Source organism: Paraburkholderia steynii (genome assembly GCF_900100565.1).
In the GTDB taxonomy this organism is placed as follows: domain Bacteria; phylum Pseudomonadota; class Gammaproteobacteria; order Burkholderiales; family Burkholderiaceae; genus Paraburkholderia; species Paraburkholderia terrae.
In genome coordinates this window covers 110,411-126,788 of sequence record NZ_FNDI01000014.1, presented here as the reverse complement: position 1 = coordinate 126,788, position 16,378 = coordinate 110,411, and the positions used below count along the sequence as shown (strand labels likewise).

At 58.9% G+C, this 16,378-nt stretch carries 13 protein-coding genes; 5 read left to right on the top strand and 8 right to left on the bottom strand.

The annotated features are described in order from the left end of the window. Positions 1–206: 206 nt before the first annotated feature. Positions 207–1,412, top strand: a complete 1,206-nt coding sequence (locus BLT65_RS24465; protein ID WP_091781983.1) for a GAF domain-containing sensor histidine kinase — start codon at positions 207–209, stop codon at positions 1,410–1,412. A gap of 100 nt (positions 1,413–1,512) precedes the next feature. Next, a complete protein-coding gene (locus BLT65_RS24460; RefSeq protein WP_091781980.1) occupies positions 1,513–2,388 on the top strand; it encodes an SDR family oxidoreductase in 876 nt (291 codons plus the stop codon). A gap of 761 nt (positions 2,389–3,149) precedes the next feature. On the opposite strand, the gene BLT65_RS24455 is transcribed toward BLT65_RS24460, so the two are convergent. Beyond that, positions 3,150–3,353 carry a cold-shock protein gene (locus BLT65_RS24455; RefSeq protein WP_042305669.1) on the bottom strand — a complete coding sequence of 68 codons (204 nt, stop codon included), beginning with the start codon at positions 3,351–3,353 and terminating at the stop codon, positions 3,150–3,152. Between the two features lie 324 nt (positions 3,354–3,677). Here BLT65_RS24455 and BLT65_RS24450 point away from each other — a divergent pair, with 324 nt between their 5' ends. Further along, a complete protein-coding gene (locus tag BLT65_RS24450) occupies positions 3,678–3,902 on the top strand; it encodes a DUF1668 domain-containing protein (protein WP_244186583.1) in 225 nt (74 codons plus the stop codon). 137 nt (positions 3,903–4,039) lie between these two features. Here BLT65_RS24450 and BLT65_RS24445 read toward each other — a convergent pair whose 3' ends face one another. The 4 genes from BLT65_RS24445 to BLT65_RS24425 form a co-directional block, all read right to left on the bottom strand. Then, a complete protein-coding gene (locus BLT65_RS24445; RefSeq protein ID WP_091781977.1) occupies positions 4,040–4,546 on the bottom strand; it encodes a phasin family protein in 507 nt (168 codons plus the stop codon). Positions 4,547–5,445: 899 nt separating this feature from the next. Continuing rightward, on the bottom strand, positions 5,446–6,624 hold the full coding sequence (locus BLT65_RS24435; RefSeq protein WP_091781972.1) for a lactonase family protein: 1,179 nt from the start codon (positions 6,622–6,624) through the stop codon (positions 5,446–5,448). Between the two features lie 131 nt (positions 6,625–6,755). Beyond that, entirely contained in the window at positions 6,756–7,658 is a 903-nt protein-coding gene (locus tag BLT65_RS24430) for a helix-turn-helix domain-containing protein (RefSeq protein ID WP_244186582.1), read from the bottom strand. A gap of 190 nt (positions 7,659–7,848) precedes the next feature. Continuing rightward, on the bottom strand, positions 7,849–8,874 hold the full coding sequence (locus BLT65_RS24425) for a porin (RefSeq protein WP_091781965.1): 1,026 nt from the start codon (positions 8,872–8,874) through the stop codon (positions 7,849–7,851). 770 nt (positions 8,875–9,644) lie between these two features. Between BLT65_RS24425 and BLT65_RS24420 the strand changes: the two genes are divergently transcribed. Next, a complete protein-coding gene (locus tag BLT65_RS24420; protein WP_143036544.1) occupies positions 9,645–10,568 on the top strand; it encodes a hypothetical protein in 924 nt (307 codons plus the stop codon). Positions 10,569–10,855: 287 nt separating this feature from the next. Further along, on the top strand, positions 10,856–12,391 hold the full coding sequence (locus tag BLT65_RS24415) for a methyl-accepting chemotaxis protein (RefSeq protein ID WP_091781959.1): 1,536 nt from the start codon (positions 10,856–10,858) through the stop codon (positions 12,389–12,391). Between the two features lie 88 nt (positions 12,392–12,479). On the opposite strand, the gene BLT65_RS24410 is transcribed toward BLT65_RS24415, so the two are convergent. The 3 genes from BLT65_RS24410 to BLT65_RS24400 form a co-directional block, all read right to left on the bottom strand. Next, complete coding sequence (locus tag BLT65_RS24410; protein ID WP_244186581.1) at positions 12,480–14,327, bottom strand: hypothetical protein; 1,848 nt, start codon at positions 14,325–14,327, stop codon at positions 12,480–12,482. A 203-nt stretch (positions 14,328–14,530) separates the two neighbouring features. After that, positions 14,531–15,427, bottom strand: a complete 897-nt coding sequence (locus BLT65_RS24405) for a type 2 periplasmic-binding domain-containing protein (RefSeq protein WP_091781956.1) — start codon at positions 15,425–15,427, stop codon at positions 14,531–14,533. 66 nt (positions 15,428–15,493) lie between these two features. After that, positions 15,494–16,351: an HpcH/HpaI aldolase family protein gene (locus BLT65_RS24400; RefSeq protein ID WP_091781953.1), complete on the bottom strand. Its 858-nt coding sequence runs from the start codon at positions 16,349–16,351 to the stop codon at positions 15,494–15,496. Positions 16,352–16,378: the final 27 nt, after the last annotated feature.

Here is a 16,378-nt window from a genome sequence, read left to right as displayed (position 1 = left end):
GTCGATTACTTTACCCGCTCCATTTCTATATTTCAAGAAATGTTGAAATGATAGTTTTTCAGGGACAGGACTGATCGTTTAGCCGTGGAGCAATCGCAACGCGTGATCGATTGCGAGATGCGGGCCCAGTTTATAGATGCGCCGGGTATTCGCGCCCGACCGCGCAAGAAATGTTGCAAAATGGACCAAACCACGGGGTGGTATAGATGCCAAATTTACCGGTTTCACTCGATTCGCAAGAGTCGCTTGCCCGCGACCTTGGTGCGGTAGCCCGGATTTCCGCCGTACCGTCCATTCTGCGGATGATTTGTGATGAGACGGGAATGGGATTCGCGGCTGTTGCGCGAGTCACTGACACCAGTTGGACCGCTTGCGCCGTGCAGGACAACGTCGGCTTCGGGTTGAAGCCCGGCGGCCAACTGGAACTCCAGACGACGCTGTGCTTTGAGTCTCGCGCAGCACGCGCGCCTATCATCATCGACAAGTTCAGTGAAGATCCGACCTACCAAGGTCACCACACCCCTGCAATCTACGGCCTGGAAAGCTACATCTCCGTTCCAATCATCTTGCCGAACGGTGAGTATTTCGGAAACCTCTGTGCAATTGACGCCCGGCCAGCGCAAGTCTCGGAGCCACGCATCGTCCGGATGTTTGAGGTCTTCGCCAATCTGATTGCGATGCAACTGGAAAGCGAAAAGCGCCAGTGGTCGACGGAAGCACAACTGATGAGCGAAAGGGAAACGGCCGCGCTGAGAGAGCAGTTCATCGCCGTGCTTGGCCATGACCTGCGAAACCCACTCGCAGCCGTGAATGCAACCGCCGAAATACTGAGCCGTCGTCACGCTGACCCAGACCTGACGAACATGGGGAAGCGCCTTAAGGCGACGGTGTTCCGGATGAGCCGGCTAATCGACGACGTGATGGATTTCGCGCGAATTCGACTCGGGTCAGGGATGAGAGTCGCCATCACGCCTGACGAAGACCTCGCAGCACACCTGCGCGCGGTCGTCGACGAGCTTCGCGCCGCAAATGAATCGCGTATTGTGACCAGCCATCTTGATGTTCGAGCAGCCGTCCGTTGCGACACTGGGCGCATCCAGCAGTTGCTATCCAACCTGCTAGCTAACGCTCTCACGCATGGATCGACCGATGCGCCGGTTGTCGTGGAAGCGAGTAGTGACGAGACTCATCTGGTTCTCGCGGTCACCAACGATGGAGAGCCTATTGAGCCGCATTTATTGGCGAAGGTGTTCGAGCCATACTGGCGACCTCCGACAAGCGCACCTGGCGGCGGATTAGGCCTCGGTCTCTACATCTGCAAGCAGATTGTCGAAGCACACGCTGGCACGCTCGAGGTGGTTTCCACCGCCGACGCAGGCACCCGTTTTACGGCGCGAATCCCTCTTATGTGAATCGTCGCATTTGACATCGCTGGTTGCTTCGCTCAAAGCAACGTTGTCAAAACCACCCGCTACTGAAGCGTAGGCTGCTGGATATCACCTGGAGACGACCATGACGCTTACCGGCAAGACGATATTCATGTCAGGCGGCAGTCGCGGTATCGGACTTGCCATTGCACTCCGCGCGGCACGTGACGGCGCGAACGTCGTGATTGCAGCGAAGACGGCCGACCCGGACCCACGGCTAGACGGCACGATACATACGGCAGCCGCTGCCGTGGAAGCTGCCGGCGGAAAGGCGCTACCGCTTGTCGTCGACATTCGCGATGAAGAACGCGTAAAGGCCGCGGTTGCCAGGGCCGTAGACGTGTTCGGCGGCATCGACATACTGGTGAACAATGCCAGCGCCATCCGGCTGACGGGAACGCTGGATACCCCCGTCAAGCGGTACGACCTGATGCATGGGGTGAACGGCAGAGGCACGTTTGTGTGTGCTCAGGCCTGCCTGCCTCACCTCCTCGATTCGCCGAATCCACACATCCTTACGCTGTCGCCTCCGCTGGTCACGGACCCCAAGTGGTTCAAGGATTTCCCGGCATACGCTATCGCGAAGTACACGATGAGCCTGTTCACGCTGGCGCTAGCAGGCGAGTTCAAGGACCGTGGCGTCGCCGTCAATTCGCTATGGCCAAGAACCGCGATTGCGACCGCGGCCGTGCGAAACGAGATTGGCGGCGCGGAAATGATTGCTACGTGCCGCAAACCGGAGATAGTTGCCGACGCGGCCTACTTTATCCTGACACGCCCATCCAGGGAGTGCTCGGGAAATTTCTTTCTCGATGACGAAGTACTATTGGCAGCTGGCGTCCGGGACTTCTCTCAATACGACATCCAGGCTGGGGCCGCATTGCAAGCTGATTTTTTTGTCGATGCCTTGCCGGGCATGCTACCGGCGGACAACATGATAAAGCCCGCCAAGCCCTCATGAGATTCGCTGGTCGCGTAGCAATGAGCCCGGAGGCGACATAGACTTGCGTGAGAAAACCACTAACGCGCAGGAGGCAACGATTCACTTCTCCAGAAGACGGTCCAGTTCTCGACGGTCGTGGGTTGCACTTCACGCAAAGGAACGGGTGAGTCAACGGTCTACGTTATCGGCAACATCTATTCGAGAATTGTTGGATGCAGGTCGATGCGTGTTGCTTGGGGAGGTTCCGCCCAACCGCCGCTGCTGCCTCATCTACAGCAAAGCGGACGACCGCTGTTTTGTCGTTGTGCAGGACATCGGTAACTGGGCTGTCGTTACCGTTCTGCCACTCTGGATGTGGAACAACGGCGGTTTGTCGGAAAGCTCGCCTCAGGCAACCGAAGCTCGCGAGCTGGCGCTCGAACCACGCTCACGCCGGCCAAAACGAGAAAATTTCGGATATCAGTCGCGACAGCGGACCGGGCTGTTCAGGCGTAGACGATAAGCCCGCCCGGCGCTTGACGACTCTCGCCGACGCGCCCACCCTCCACGTCGCGCTCTCGCTGCCTTCAATGACACATTTCACATTTCGCACAATCCTGCTTGGCGCCCGGCTCCGCGGAGTGTGTTGCCCTCAAGCAGGCGGTGAGCGTGTCATCACATGCGGGCGTGGGCAATCAAAAGCACGTGGCCCGTCCGCATTCGCGAACGGCACATAGTTGCAAGAAGAACGGTCCACCTAGGCGGACAATTCCTTGCGAGACCGCAAAAGCTCTCAGGTATCAGAGCGGTTGAATGTTGGCCGCCTGCTTGCCCTTCGGTCCTTGCTTGACCTCGAAGCTCACCTTTTGCCCCTCCTGAAGAGACTTGAAGCCCTCCGCCTTCACTTCCGAAAAATGCGCAAACAGGTCTTCGCCGCCATCGTCTGGCGTAATGAAGCCAAAGCCCTTCGCATCGTTAAACCACTTCACAGTACCGGTTGCCATGATTGTTTCCAAAATTGAAATAGGCCGCGTTTTGCAGACGCCATCGGCCTCGTCGTAGGTGCGTTCAATGTCTTCAGACGACGGAGTGTCGCGGTCCACCGTCAATCGCGTCCCCATCGTTTGCCAAGGCTTGCCGAGAAAGCACGCCCCGCAAGAATAAACCCTATGCGAACTTGCCGCGCAGCACAATGGGCGTCTTTCCGGACTACCGGATGACTGAAAAAGACTGGCGGTTGACGCCCGGACGCCGTCGCAACGACGACATGTTTGCAGTCAATTGAAATGCGACGAGCGAAGCGTTTCCGGCAAAACAGAGGGATCGCCATGAAGGCTATTGAACACGACTGCGCTTCCAGAGAAACGCTGCGCCTGAGTGCGCATGAGATTGCTACACCCCTGCTGCTACTTCATGCATCCGTCGATTTGATTGCAGCGACACCAGACGTGATCTCGCTTCGGGAAAGTGAGCTGGTTCATCTCGTCGAGTCGGGCAAGGCCAAACTATGTTCGCGATTACGGACAAAGGAAACGCCGTGCTGCGGATACTGAGCGCACGAGCGACAACCCAGCCCCACTGGGAGTCCCCGTCTTCCGACCGAGACCCCGTCTTTCGACCCAGCATGCAGCACCCCTGCGCCGGCGCTCCAATATACGAAATATGCTCAGTCGGCAGGGCCGAGCTAGCGCTATCCCTGGCTGACAGCGGTTTCGACGGCCTTTTTGGTCGTCCTTGTGGCTGCCGCATACGCTGCATCAGCGGCCTGGCTCGCGGCGCCGAAACTCGACTTCCAGAAGGCAACAATCGTGTCGCCTCCCGGCAGTGCATTTTTCGACATGTTGTCGAACCAGGCTTTGGGTTCGAATGAAGGTTGCTTGAAAACCACTTTGGCCGCCTCCTCGAACTCAGCCTGAGTGCTCGAGACAATTTCGGTTACGTGCTTCCAATAGCCCTGCGCCCTTTGAACGCCAGTCTGAAGTTGGCTCGTTTGAACTGCGAAGGCTGCTTGCGGACCCTTGCCAATGACGGGTTGGACAGCGACTTCCTGCACCTCGGCCAGAGTCGCTTTGAGCGTCTGTGTATTGAGTTCAAGCAGCATTTCGAACCCGTGGAGAGCTTTGTTCGCAAGACCGAAGACTGTGTCGACGCTTGCTTTGGTGGCGCTAATCGTTTGTTCCGGTACGAGCGTGGTCATGGCTGACTCCAAAAATAGGGGCATGTTGCCCAATTCGCATGCTGCGTTGCAGCAATTCATGAACCTATCTTAATGATAAATTCCGTGAAGTCAAACATATATTTAGCCGGTCTGGAGTACCAATCCCTGTAGAAGGCTCGCCCTGTATGAATTGTCGCGTGACCGGCCGTCAAACGAGTCATTTCTCCGGAATTTCCGTCTCCGCGCTGCGTCGCAGCAAATTTCAGCGGTTATCTCGGCGGTGGCGATAGGTTGCTGCCTTGCACGAGCGCGCTCTGCCCCGATTTCCTGAGGCAGGCAGCAATCTATCCGGATGAATAGGCTCGATGCTCGGGCGAAGGGCTTGCGTTGCCTGAACGAATTCCTGGCCGGTCTCGCAGTTGTGTCCGAACCGAACCCCACACGCTCATCGATTTGATTCGTTGGCGATTTCCAATCAAGAAATCACATGAAAAAAACTACGTGTGGAAAATTGTCGCGTGATACTCGAGGTGCCCGCCTGGTCTGCTCGCGGGTTCCTCACCTTGGCCCGCTCCAACGGGCTTGCTTTTCCTCCAGTGTCGACGGCCTGTTTTCCACCAGGAGGCAGAAACTATGGACGACTGTACCGTTTGCGCCAGTCTCGAAGGGCGGCCTGCTGACATTGCGCGCGCAGAAGGCATGAAGTTGATAGGCATAGGCCAATGCGAAGGCGTGACAGCTATTGAGCACTATCGCTGCGAGCGATGCGGTGCTGTCATGGCGCGCCAACTTTGCGGGTGCTCGTCTGAGAAAGTGTGGACAGTCCTTGCTTGACCATTACCCCGGGATAGCGACATCAACTCGAAGGTTTCGAGTTGCGAGTTCAAGTCCCGCCCTGGGCACCACGTTCGAGTTGTAGCGACGCGTACTCTGGTTCGTCACTCCACGAAGGCAACACTAACGGGTGTCGGCATATCGACCGACTCTCCCGTGTCCGACACCATGCCCGTCGTGCGGTCGATGCTGAACACATTCACTTTCCCGCTACGCTGGTTAGCGACCAGCAGCCACTTCCCCGACGGATGAATGGCAAAACCCCACGGCTTGTCGCCACCCGACGACGCGCGCTGAATCAACGAGAGCATGCCTGATTCAGGATTCACGCGATAGACGACCAGTTCGTTTTCGCCGCGGTTTTCGACATAAACAAAGCGGCCATCCTGGCTGATCGCAATTTCCGCCCCGCTCTTCACGCCTTGAAACGCGGCATTGCTGACAGGTAACGATTGCACGAGCGTCAGGCGCGCGTTCGTCGCATCCCAGCGCAGCACCATGACTTCCGCCGACAACTCAGTGAGCAGATAAGCGAGCGTGCCATCCGGACCAAACGCGATATGACGAGGGCCACTGCCAGGCGGAACGACGAACGGATGCAGACCAGCGTCGTCGCCGGTCATCAATGCATGCGTCGCGAGGTCAAAGCGATAGATGAACACGCGATCGGCGCCGAGATCGGGAACGAGTACATATCGCCCCGACGGATCGACTACGGCACTGTGCGCGTGCGCGCTCGCCTGTCGTCGGTTCGGCCCGGAGCCCGTCTCCTTGATCGTGGACACCCGCGAGCCCAGGCTCCCATCGGAATTGACCGCAATGCTAGACACCGAACCACCACCGAAATTCGCGGCAAGCAAGGTCGTCGCGGACATGTCGAGCCAGAGATTCGTCGTGCCACTGCCGCCAGCGAGAACCACGTTCATTTTCGTTAGCGCGCCCGATGCCCGGTGTACTGCATAAGCGGTGACGTTGCCTTCTCTGGCGCTGTCGTCATCGACGGCATAAAGCACGGGAAGTCGGGGATGCGCGGCGACCCACGTCGCTTTCGGGCCCTGCGCTACTCTGCCGATCGCACTCAGCTTGCCGGTTGACGTGTCGAAGCGCAGCGCGCGAATCTCGCTATTTTGCGTACCCACATAGACGAGATCCGTTTGCGCATCGCTCGGCCGCGTCGCGGCGCTCTTGCATGCGCTGATCAATCCCGTCAACAACGTCAGCGCGATGAATGCAGCGACGAATCCGTAACGCGTTAGCCTGTCTCTCTGGAGGGACCGAGTCATCAGCGGTTAGCTTCGAGAACAAATGGGCTAAGCGTAGTCGATATGCAATTGGACGTCCTTGCACAAAAATCGGATTCGCTGGTATTTTCCGATCCGATTACTGCGGCACATAGCAATGCAGACGTTTGCGACTACTGTCGCGCCGCCGCGCGGAACTGGCTCGGTGCCTGCCCCACTTCTCTGCGGAAGAAGCGCGTAAAGTACGCGGCATCAGCGAAGCCAAGCCCGAAAGCAATCTGCTCCACCGACATGTTCCCAAAGATGAGATCGCGCTTAGCCTCGGTGATGATCCGCGCGTGAATCATCTTGGTGGGACTTTGCTCGGTGGCCGAAGCACAGGCGGCGCGAAGCTGAACCAGCGACACCGCCATCTTCGATGCATAGTCTTGCAGCGGCAGGTTCTCGCGGTAATGCAGGTCGATCAGTTTGCGGAACCGGTCGACGAGGCGGATATCGTTGCGTGTTGCACTCTCGCTGCCCGTCTGGTCGAGCCGCGCTTCACGCAGCAACATCAGCAGCAGCGTGGTCAGCATTGCTTCCGCACCGACCACATGACCGACCGCGTCGGACTCAACCTCATCCTTAAGGCGCTGCATCAGGCTGTAGAACGCCATTCCCGCGTCGGCGGAATCCGCGAGCGGGATCATCCGCGGCGACGCCCACAACTCGATGAACTCGTGGAGCTTCGCGTTGACTTGCGTCAGATAGGCGACCTCGATCGTCACGACCCATCTGTCTACATCGACTTCGTAGTCGAGGCCGTGAACGCATTCTGTCGGTAACAGCAATGCGCAGGGACCTCCGAACGGCACGCTGCTGCCTTCCAGGTTCATGACGCCGCGCCCGCTACGAACGAATATGACCTGCCCGTAGGCCGGATGCGCGTGAGGTTCTGTTCGCCAGCGTCCCCGGTCCGTCACATGTCCCACATGCACCAGCCAGTTCTTTTCTTCAGGGCGTTCAACGTACAAACGGACCTTGGGAACGGTGGCGTGCTTCGCCTTGTCGTTCCACTTGGGTTGAACCTTTGCCATGGCACTGTACGTCATCTTGTCTCTCTGACGGTCTGGCTGACTGTGTGTCAGCCGCCATCGCTATTTCAGTATCACAGGACTGGGTCCCTGCGTAATTCACCGTCTCCAGGTTGCTCCACATCTTCGCACACCGTACCGTGTGCAGCGACCTGCGATTTACCCCAACGCACGCGCCGCCTGCTTCCAGATATCAGAACGTATGCACCATTCCGAGCGTGATACCGCGCGTATTGTTGCCGGGCGCAACCGTCACGCCCGTGTACGCCGTGCCGTTCAGCGTGAAGTGCGCCTGGTTCCGGTTCTGGATGAACCCGGCCGATGCGTAAAGCGTCGTGACCTTGGAAAGAAAGTGTTCGTAAGCAAGACCGACTTGCTGCGCGTTGTTTCCTTGACCCGTTTTATCGTGCGCATAACCGTACAGCAGCGCCACCGTGTCGGCGGGACTGATCAGATACGATCCCGATGCTTCGTAGACGTCACGCTTCGTGCTGTCGTCGGTTTGCCGTTCTGTGTGGTACGCCAGATAGAAGCGCGCAGCGCCTACTCCAACAGACGCACCAGCGTTGAAAATTTTCAGTATCGACGTTCCCGCCGCGTTGGCGGCCTGCTCATAGCCGGCCGCTGCGCGGAACGGTCCGTTCACGTAACGGACAGCCGCGTTATAGAACTGCAATCCGTTAGTCGGCTTCGTCGTTGCATCGCGCATCGCGACCATGAACTGCGCAGTCAGGCCGTAGACGGTCGGCGTGAAGTAGGAGATCGCGTTGTTGACGCGCACCGTCAGGCTGTTGAAGTTGTTCATCGGCGACGCGACGCTCATCACTGCGAGCGGGTCGAGTTCGGGGTTCATGAAGATGTATTGAGGCGTGTTTTGAAGCCCAAAACGCATCTCGCCGAAGCTACCCGACATGCCGACCCATGCCTGTCGATTGAAGGCGGCGGCCGAATTCGAAGCCGCCCCTGTCACGCCTGAAAAGCCCTGCTCCAGTTGAAAGTTGACGTGCAGGCCACCGCCGATATCCTCGCTGCCTTTCAATCCATATCGGCTCGCAAACAGTCCGCCCGATTCCGCACGCGTCACAGACCCCGTACCCGGATTCTGATACTCGATGCCATTGTCGATCACGCCGTACAACGTGACCGACGATTGCGCGTGTGCAATGTTGACGGCGCATACACTCGCGACGCCCGATGCGATAACCATCAGCTTCTTCATTTCGTCTCCGAACAGTCTCTGCTTTTTCTGGAACCAGCCGGATCGTCGTGAATGCATAACTCACGACGAAGCCATGCATGTGGTTCCGTTGATTAAATTCGTAGAGCTGATTGCGTCGCGTGCGCGGCTGCGCGGCGAGACGACGGGGATACGCGGCGTGGCGTGTGTCCGGGTCGTAGGGAAGCGGGAGAAGGTGCAAGGTGTGAGCGAATGCTCATCGACTGCTCAATTGGGGCGACCTTGCCTGGCAATAGCGTCTCCTGTTGACTTCGCTCGCCGACAACCGGAAGAAGACTCCAGCCGCCGGACGCATTGTCTTGTGAGAGCAAGAATAGGTGTGGCCCGCTCGCGCGTCCCTACACAAAAGTCAGATTCACTGGCATTTTTTATCAGCGAACGATCGACGACGATTCGAGACGACCACTCGACTGCGCTTCAACACACCACACAAAAATGCCAGCGAATCTGATTTTTGTGTAAAGGCAAACGTCGAGGCATTCAATAGTATTTCTTCCCACCGCGACACCCTTTTCCGTGTTGATTCGTTCAACCACACGTCGGCGGTGCGGCCGGACCGGGAGCCCGAAAGCGGCCACGCTTGATGGTCCAGACGGCTTCTCACAACTACGCCCCGAGCATCTTGCTCCTTGTTCGTCCTCCAGCAAGCTGGACAAAGCGGGGTTGATAACAAATGCACATTGGACGGAGACATGAAAAACATATCGGTAGCTTTGCGCACATCGCTTCTCGGCGCGGCAATGCTCTGTTGCTTGAGCGAACCCACGTACGCGGAGGTCTACACCGCGCCCGCTGTTTCAGCGCCGCAGGATGCGCCGCAAAAGCCACAGACACAAACGAACACCGCTGCGCCTCTCACTGCGCCGAGTCTGAAGTCGGGCGAGGAACCCGGCGAGCCGCCTGTGTCATGGAACGATACATATATCGGCTACCGCTACGGCAACGACTTCCACTATCCGGGCATGAGCGCCAAGATCGTGCAGAACATCGGCTCGCTCACGACAACGGGCGGCTTCCGGTTCGGCAGCTACGCGTTCAATGTCGATTACCTCGTCTCCAACGCTGCGAATCCTGAAGCGGGCGGTCCGTCGTCAGGTGGCGCGCAAGAGGTGTATAGCATCGGCCGCGTCGAACTGAGCGCAGGCAAGATTCTTGGACGGCGCGTGGGCATTGGCATCATCCGCGACGTGGGTTTCACCGGCGGTTATGAGTTCGGCGCGAAGAACGACGCTTACGGGGAGCGCGCACGCATGCTGGTATTCGGTCCGACCATCGAATTCGCCTTGCCGCGCGGCTTCCTGAATCTGACGGCAGGTACGCGAACCGAGAGCAATCACAACGGCATTACCGGCGTGGACGTGCATTTTCATACGGCGTGGCACATCGAAAGTTCGTGGCTGTTTCCGTTCAGGGCCGGTCCCGTTCCATTCATTTTCCGCGGCTTCGCCAGTGTGACGGGGCCGAAAGGCAAGGACGGCTTCGGCGTCGAAACAACCACCGAATTCCTCACGCGCGTCTCGCTGCTCGCAGATCTCGGCTCGTTCGCCGGTCATCCTCGCGCGGTCTACGCTGGTGTCGGCTATGAGTATTGGCATCACATGTACGGCACGCCGACCAGCGAAACAGTCGGCACCATCACATCCGCACCGATGCTCATGGCAGAAATTCACTTCTGATCGGCGGCGTGACTGAGTGCGATGATTGGCGACCCGTCAAGCGGGTTGCCAATTGTCGTTTGTGCGCTCGTTATAGCAATTACGTCCGCTATTAAAGCGATCTTCATCGCACCACATTACTCCCAACGACCGTCCATTCGAAAGCGCGGCAACTGCCGCGCTTTGTACGTCTGGGCGATAAGAAAAACTGGGCGCGATATGGCGAATTCGAATTCGCCCTGCACTCAATTTATCCGGCATCCAGCCGATAAACCTTGCAGAGCCCTAACCATTCCAACCGCAAACCAATGAGAATTTCCACCCGACTGATCGTGCTGGTCACCGTGGCACTACTGGGCATAGCCTGTGTCGTCGCCGTGTCTCTGCATGCGCTGAGCAATGCGCTGATTGCCAACCGCCAGGCCGAAGCGGTCAATCTTCTGACGAAAGCAGAACACATGATCCAGTCATACCGCGCGCTCGAAGCAAGCGGCAAGATGACGCGCGACGAAGCGCAGGCGGCTGCGAAACGCACATTGAATGCGCTCAACGCCGACAAGAAGAGCTACTACTGGGTGATGAATCCAAACGGCCTGATGCTCGTGCATCCCGTCGACGAGCTGATCGGCAGGCGCATGGTCGGTAAAGGCGCGTTGCCGGGCGAAACGGATCTGGACGCTTACCGGCGTGGTTTGTCGAACAGTCACTACGCACTCGTCGACGTGCTGATCCAGCGCTCGCAGAACGGCAAGTACGAGGCGAAGCTGCAAGGCGTCGTCGCGGTTCCCGAATGGGAATGGTGGATCGGCACCGGCTTTTTCTACGACGACATCGACGCTGCCTTCTGGCGCACCGCCACCCGCCTGCTCGCGATTTCAGCGGCGATTCTCGCGGTGGTGTGCCTGATGGCGTGGTACATGACGAAGAGCATTCGCAAGACGCTCGGCGGCGAGCCTGCGGACGCCGCCGCGTTCGCCGCGCAGATCGCGGCAGGCAATCTGGCAGCTGAGATCGATCTCGCATCGGCGGATCGCGGCAGCCTGATGTTCGCGCTGCACGAGATGAAACTCAAATTGCGCGAACTCGTGCGCGACATCCAGCTCACCAGCGAATCCATCGCAACGGGATCGAGCGAAATCTCACAAGGCAACACCGACCTGTCGCAACGAACGGAGGAGCAGGCGGCATCGCTGCAGGAAACGGCCGCGAGCATGGAGCAACTGACGACGACCGTACAGCACAACGCCGACAACGCGCGCCAGGCCAGCCAGCTTGCCGTGCAGGCGTCGGCGGCGAGCAAGAGCGGCGGCGAAGCGGTCGATCAGGTGGTCGGCACGATGCAGGGCATCGTCGAACAGTCGCGCAAGATTGGCGACATCATCGGCGTGATCGAAGGCATCGCGTTTCAAACCAACATTCTCGCGTTGAACGCAGCCGTCGAAGCAGCGCGCGCCGGCGAGGAAGGCCGTGGCTTCGCGGTCGTTGCGGGCGAAGTGCGCTCGCTTGCGCAACGCAGCGCATCGGCGGCGAAGGACATCAAGGCGCTGATCCATGCATCGCTTGTGCGTGTCGACGAAGGCACCGGTCAGGTTGCCGACGCGGGCGAACGGATGCGCGAAATCCTTCAATCGATTGCACGCGTGAGCGACATCATGGGCGAGATCGCAGCGGCATCGACCGAACAGAGCACGGGCATCGAGCAGGTCAACCGTGCTGTCTCGCAGATGGATGAAGTCACACAACAGAATGCCGCGCTGGTCGAACAGGCTGCGGCGGCGGCTGCATCTCTCGACGATCAGGCTGCACGCCTGCGCGCTTCCGTTACGCAGTTCCGGCTCGCCTGAGTCAAGCGCAAGCACGTCGGTTAGCAAATGCAAAAAAGGCGCTGTGCAAAAACACAGCGCCCTTTTTCATATCGATGCAATCAACCGGTCATGGATTCGGAATGTACATCGGCATCGCTTCTTCCCACAGCGTGTCGGTGATGGCGTGCTGATCGGTGCCGTCGGCGTTCATCACCCAGTTCTGTCCGTCAGGCTGGAAGCTGTTGTCGTATAGCGCGAGTTCGTCCCTGAAACCATAGGTGCCCGAGCTATACGCGATACGCCCATCCCACGTCCACACAGCGTGCCCCTGGTTCGAGCCGTCGTCGGTCAGGCGGCTCAGACCGGTGCCATCCGGCTTGATGGTGAACACGTCATAGTTGAACTTGTTTGGATCGGTCGGGTTGATCTGTTTGCGCGTGAAGACGATCTTCGTGCCGTCCGGCGACCAGCCCGGCAGGTTGTCCGCTTCCGTGGTCAGGACCGTCGTGGTGCGAGTATCCAGATCGAGAATGCGCAGACCCTGCACCTTCTGGCTCCATACGCGATAAACGATCTTCTTGCCGTCCGGCGAGTAGCTCGGAAAACCTGCGTTGATCGAGCCGTCCGTCAGGATTTCCGGATGTCCGCTCATGCTGCCGTCGGCCTTGATCCGCGCGATACGGCCCGGACCCGCGCCACGTGTGAAGAACCAGTCACCCACGCCAAACGCGACCCATTGACGGTCCGGCGACCACGTCGGCTGGAATGCGCCTGCGAGGCCCTTCTTCACCATATCCGGATCGAGTCCGCTCGTCGACGGATCGTAGATGCGCGTATAGCCGGAGAAATCGGGGTTGATGATGGCAATCGACGAATTGATCGCCTTTTCCGTGTACACCAGTTTCTTGCGATCCGCCGACAGCTGCGGGAACACGTCGATGTACTTGTAGTTCCATGCGCGGTCGAAGCTGAAGAGCGGCGTTCCATTCGCGTGCGCCGGGCGGAACGTCACTTTCTCATAGACCATCTTGCTGCCGTCCGCCGAATAGCGCGGCGAGCGGATACCTGTACCCGCTGTCGAGCGGAACGTGCCCGCCGTCGTGTAGATGCCTTCCGTGTCGCCGCCCTTGACGTGATAGGCAACGTTCGTCGCGCTCACGTATTGCGGAAACACCTTCAGGCCCGGCGTCGATGTCAACGTCGTTCTACCAAGGCTCGATACATCCACCGACACCAGTTGCGAACTAACCGAGTTGATCCCTTCGGGACGATGCGCGCCCCACGTCGACTCGACGGGTGTTTCATAGAACACGACCTGCTTGCCATCCTGCGACCACGACGGCGAGCCTTCATCGAAACCCGGATTGCCCGCAATCTCTTTCCAGCCGGAACCGTCGGGCCGAATCAGATAGATGCTGCTTTCCTGCGTGCGCTCCCAGCCGACGGGCAGGTTATGACCGCGCCAGTCGGAGCCGATATCCGACGACAACGCGAGCCACTTGCCGTCCGGCGACCACGAAGGCCGGAAGTAGCTATGCGGCTTGCCCGGATCGAACGCGATCGACCCCGTGACGTTCTTCAGCGCGCCCGTCGCGATGTTCAGCGTCCACACGTTGGTGGTGCCGAAACCCGCCTCGCCCCTGCGCGACGAAACGAATGCAATGAGGTTCGGATCGGTTGGCGAGATGACGGCTGCATCGTCTACGGCGATGTGATCGGTGAGCCGTTGCAAGCCCGTACCGTCGATCTTCACGCGATACAGATTCGACTCGCCGAGCCCATCGCGCTCCGACGTGAAAACGATCCACTGTCCATCCTTCGAGAAGGAAGCGTGATAGTCGAAGCCATCGGTTGCGATCAGGCGGTGCTCGCCTGAACCGTCTGCATTCGAGACATACAACTCGGACGTCACGGGTCCGATACGGTTGAGCAACAGGTCCCCGTTCTGCGCTGCACCGGCTACGGCCGGTATCACGATGCAAACGCCCCCTGCTGCAATGCATGCCAGCAGTTTCCTTAATGACGAAGTCAAATACACAGCGAAATGCCTCCAGTTGATTATGCGTCAGAGAGCGGACCGAATTGTCCGACCGCTCCTGCGTCTCCATTGTCTTGAGCGCTTTGTGTTTCTGTCTCTTACTGCTTCTTCCTGTATGTCGTCACTGTGACGCGTCGCTGTCAGCCCAGACTGCCCGTGACGTCATCGAACAGTTCGTCTACCGTCAGCCGATGCGGAATGATCTTCTGATCGAGCGCCCAATCGATCGCCAACTGGATGCCCTTGCGGTTCGCCTCCAGCCCGATCGGCGGAAACACGGTGGGCACGCCGCCTTCCGTCTGCGCGCGGCTTTCGACGATCATCCGGTACAACTCGCGAACCACGTCAGGGTGCTTCTTCGAAAGGTCCTCATGCACGACGAACATGTGATTGATGGGAACCACGCCTTCACGCGCGAACCAGTCTTTCGCAGCAGCCTGTGCATCGGGAACGAGCGTGCGCACGCGCGGGTCTTTCGGCATGTCTTCGCCGAGCAACGCGGCGCTCAGTTCACCGTCGAGCATCATCTGCGGGATCGACGAGCCCGCCGGCAAGCGCTCGCAGTTGTTCGGATCGCGGTACTCGGCGAGATGGCCGTCGCCGAGCGTCATCCACGTCACCTTGTCGAGATCGACTCCGTATTCGTGGCGCAGAATGCCGCGAATCCACAGCGCCGTCGTCTGCGTATAGGTGCGCACGCCGACCTTCTTGCCTTCGATATCCTTTGGATCGAGATGACCGAAGTCGATATTGAAGCCCGCGCAATGATGCTGGAAGCGGCCCGAGATCGGCGCCGGCAGCAGCACGTAGGGCTTGCCATACGCCTTGGCCTGCAGGAACGTGACGATCGCCAGTTCACCCGCATCGAACTTGTTCTCGCGCACCATCGCCTTGAAGCCGTTATGCGCGGGCGTCGGTCCGCAGAAGTCGAGGTTGACGAGGTCCGATGCAACCCGTCCGTCCTTCATCGCCTTCGTCACGGGATAAGTGGCGAGATTGGTGCGCAGCGTCGGCACCTCAGTGAGAGTGGTAGTCATGGATCTCCGTCCTTATGCTTGAATGAATTGCAGTCTGACCTCGACTACGTGTTCGGCTCCGTTCATTCAATACCCCGCCATCTCGCGCGCCATGCCGACGACGCCATAGCTCTTCAGCGGCGCCGACATCAGGAAGCGGTAACCTTCTTCCAGCAACCGCTTGTGATTCTTCGCGTTCACATGCGGATTGCCGACGACGACATTGTGCTTATGGCAAATCGAAACGATCTGCCGCATCGCATCGGCTACGACGGGGTGCTCGTAGTCGCGCGGATAGCCGAGTTGCTGACTCAGATCGCCTTCGCCGATCAGGATGAAGCCGATGCCGGGCACATTCGACAGAATGTCGTCGAGGTTCTCGATAGCCTCGGTGCTCTCGCACATCAGGCCGACGAGAATTTCCCCATGCGGCGCCAAAGGCCACACATCGGCCTTCTTGTAGTATTCGGCCATGCTCAAGCCCCAGTAGCGCGCCGCCGTCGCCGGGCCGTCGCCGCGTATGCCTTTCGGCTCGTACAGCGGCGCATTGTTGGGTCGCGCGTAGCGGCACGACGCGACGGCGTTATAGGCCTGCTCGACCGTCGACACATGCGGCCACACCACGCCATACGCGCCGCGATCGAGCACCTGCTTCGCAAACGCCTGATTCATTTCGGCGCCGTTGGCGGGAATACGGGCGATCGGCGTGACGCGCGGCGCGACCGAGCCGGATTCGACGATCTGCTTGCGGCTGAGCATGTACTGCAACGCGTCGCCGAGTGCCGACACGTCGTACGGGTTGTGCTCCATTTCGAAGACGATGCCGTCATACGGCGCGTCGCTCATCTCGATGGCCGACTGTTTGTCCAGTTTGGAAAACGCGGCAAACGCGGGCTTGCCGGATTCGAAAGCGCGAATGATGCTGTTCAGGCGCGAATCGCTCATGGTCTTTACTCTCTTTTGAATTGGGTC